The 3,039-nt window shown below is 31.8% G+C and carries 5 protein-coding genes; all 5 read right to left on the reverse strand.

What is annotated here, in order from left to right; all coding sequences use genetic code 11:
* Positions 1-16 precede the first annotated feature (16 nt).
* Positions 17-1,168, reverse strand: coding sequence for a DDE-type integrase/transposase/recombinase (locus LJE08_RS13190; protein ID WP_227403469.1), 1,152 nt, complete (start codon positions 1,166-1,168; stop codon positions 17-19).
* 60 nt (positions 1,169-1,228) lie between these two features.
* A complete protein-coding gene (locus tag LJE08_RS15370) occupies positions 1,229-1,633 on the reverse strand; it encodes a DUF6431 domain-containing protein (protein ID WP_368735834.1) in 405 nt (134 codons plus the stop codon).
* A gap of 97 nt (positions 1,634-1,730) precedes the next feature.
* The gene (locus LJE08_RS15375) at positions 1,731-2,090 is read right to left on the reverse strand and encodes an ATP-binding protein (RefSeq protein ID WP_353736520.1); all 360 of its coding nucleotides are present in this window, start codon (positions 2,088-2,090) and stop codon (positions 1,731-1,733) included.
* 234 nt (positions 2,091-2,324) lie between these two features.
* The gene (locus tag LJE08_RS13205) at positions 2,325-2,498 is read right to left on the reverse strand and encodes a hypothetical protein (RefSeq protein ID WP_227403470.1); all 174 of its coding nucleotides are present in this window, start codon (positions 2,496-2,498) and stop codon (positions 2,325-2,327) included.
* A gap of 134 nt (positions 2,499-2,632) precedes the next feature.
* A complete protein-coding gene (locus LJE08_RS13210) occupies positions 2,633-2,866 on the reverse strand; it encodes a hypothetical protein (RefSeq protein WP_227403471.1) in 234 nt (77 codons plus the stop codon).
* Positions 2,867-3,039: the final 173 nt, after the last annotated feature.

Here is a 3,039-nt window from a genome sequence, read left to right on the forward strand (position 1 = left end):
GACCAATATGCCACGGCTAGAGGCTTGGAAAATGCCTGGGGTTGTCAGATGGGTAATCACATACTTTTTTCAAATCTGGTGAATAACGAATCAATAGTTTCTGTCCCTGATATTTATAGTTTACTTCATATTCCTTTTCGTCAATTACGATCACACTGTCATTAGATACTTTACGTTCGATTTCAAGTAAAAAGCTGCGTTCAACCTCCTGATCAGACATTCTAATAATCAATGTACTTTCTGTAAAGAAACGTTCCATAGGTGATTTTCCATTCAATGATGAATGAATGCGTTGATTATATTCCTGCACATAGGCAAATAATGATTTTCTTAATTCTTCAATATCTTTAAAATCATTCATACAAAGCTGTGACATCCACTGATCTTTCAATGTTCGAAACCAGCGCTCAATTTTCGCCTTTCCAGTTGGAGTTCGAGCAGGATTATAATGAATGATCGTTCCAATTCGTGCTGCCAGAAGATTCATCTGGCCGCTTCTGTAGTTGGCTCCATTATCAAAGTTGAATTTTTTTGGTTTCCCATATTTAATGACCACTCCACGAATCACACTCATCAGATTCACAAAATTATCGTTAAAGAATATATCGATTCCGACAATCATACGACTTGCATCATCTATAAGTGCAATAATATAAGTCCTCTGCTTCTTTCCATCTACTTTTAGATAAGGACTTACACTTGAATCTCCACACCACACTTCGTTTATATGTTCACATTCATATCGTCTCATATCTTTTATAGGTGTGATTCCTTTTGAATCCTTATATTTCTGTACAAATCGATTTACTGTAGACAAAGAAACATCTTTTTTTACGATTGTATTTGTGTCAAGAAGTCTCTGGTAGACTATCGTAGCTGGAAGTTTTGGATATTCAGACAATATATAAATAATTTGATTTTGAATATCCCCATCTAGCTTACGATATTGATTAGAATCATTTCTTGGCTTTGGGATCAATCCATCGAATCCTAATTTTAAGTACCGGTCATACCACCTTCTTACTGTATGAGGGTGCATCCCGGCCTTTGAACCTGCATCTCGAAAGAAATCACTTTTTGATTTGTACGTATCTATATTTCCAGATACAAATGGTGCAATAAATCCATATCTTTTTAAAGCTATTTCCTGTGCTGTTTTATGATCCATTATAAATTTTCCTCCTTACAGCGACATAATATACAAGGAAACGGCATAATTCCTCATACCTTATGTGGAGAGGGATAAAAAAATATTTCTAGTGCATTTAATCTGCACAAATTGTAATGAAAAAATTTTAAAACAGCTCTTAAAAAGATCAGTCTTCAATCTCATACTTTCAGACATCAGTCGCTCTTTCCAGTACTTTTGAAACTGGGACCGAATATAATAATACGAATATTCATTAATTTCTTCATTCCATTCTATCCAGTCAATGAAAGTATTAAGAAAGTCTGATTGAAGAGCTTTTAGATGAACTTCCAAAGCATATTGAGAATAAGGAACGATAAAATACAAAAGCACTGCATGAGTGGATTTACAACTCATACATTTAACACGAAGGATCCGTAAAAGTGACTGAATGTTTTCTGTATTTAACTTTACGAGTATAATAGCCATGTTTTTGAAAATCATGATGTTTACATTTAGGACATATTAAAGAATATGATTATGTCAAGATAAAATTCACCAAAATGGATCGTTTAATTTTCACCAATTTGGATCGCATTATTTAGTTTTCAAACGAATCCATTACGTCTTTTATTCTGTATGATGGACCTACTATACTGACTATATGCGAATGATGCAGTAGTCGATCAAGTATCGCATTTGCTATTACAGAATCTCTAAATATAGTTGACCATTTAGACAGATTTTTATTTGTTGTGATTATAGTTAATCGTTGTTCATATCGCCTTGATATTAACTGGAAAAACAGATTCGCATCTTCTTTGTCTAAACTGATATATCCAATCTCATCTATTATCAGCAGTTTCTGGCGTGTAAAAGACTTAAGTCTTTGAACCAGTCTGTTCTCAGATTCAGCACGTTTCAATCGAAGCAACAAAAGCCTGATAATTATTTTTATCATTTTTATTCAAAATCATGTTGAAGTCGTTGGTAATTATCAGTATCATAATAATGTTTAAGAGGACGGATAGAAATCGCAAACTTTGGTCGGTTTAGAGGATTTCTATCTTTTTTTATTTACGTCCAATCCCTTCTAAAAATACTGTAACAAAAAAGATAGAGATATTCACTCTAAAAGTGTTTAAAGGTTGATTTGTCCCTATCTAGTTTTATAAATTCTATATTCCGTTTATGCTTATTTTATTGATTTTAAATCATCAATATAAAGACTAACTTCACCACAATAAGGACATACTGCCGCTTTTATTTTTCCTAGATCTTTACTAAAAGTTCCTTGTCCTTTTGAAAGAATAACTGGTGCAACTCCTGCTAAAGCAGCTGAAATTTTTAGCCCATATTCTTCTTTCATTTCACAATTACAACGAATACATTTTCTCATATACTATATATCCTCCATTATTTCATTAATTTTATTATACAGAACAATCATGTTCCTAGTTGAATTACAGAACACAACACACAAATTATAATATTTTTTAAATATCATCTTAGAAAGAACCATATACCTAATAAAATTTGTACCATCCCGATAAAGAAATAGTATTTATCAGTTCTTGACTTTAAAAAGATTGTAATTAACCCTATAAATATCCATACTACTCCCATTAATACATCATCTAAAAGAACTGGCCCTGTAATTTCCATAACAAAAACAACAATTAGTACTAATGAAACGATTAACATTGTACGCCATTTTTCTAATCCAAATTTTTTCATATATCTCCAGCAACTCCTTTCACTCACTAAAAATTATTATATGAGTATAGACTCTGCCTCCATAATTAAATTATTATTTGTCTTTCAGTTTATATTATATCGTTTTATTTACTTAAAATATTAGGCTATGTCACAACAAACAGTTGATAAATAGCCATTTTTATAGGGGAGTA

The organism is Holdemanella sp. DFI.5.55 (genome assembly GCF_020593575.1).
GTDB classification, from domain to species: Bacteria; Bacillota_I; Bacilli_A; order Erysipelotrichales; family Erysipelotrichaceae; genus Holdemanella; species Holdemanella hominis.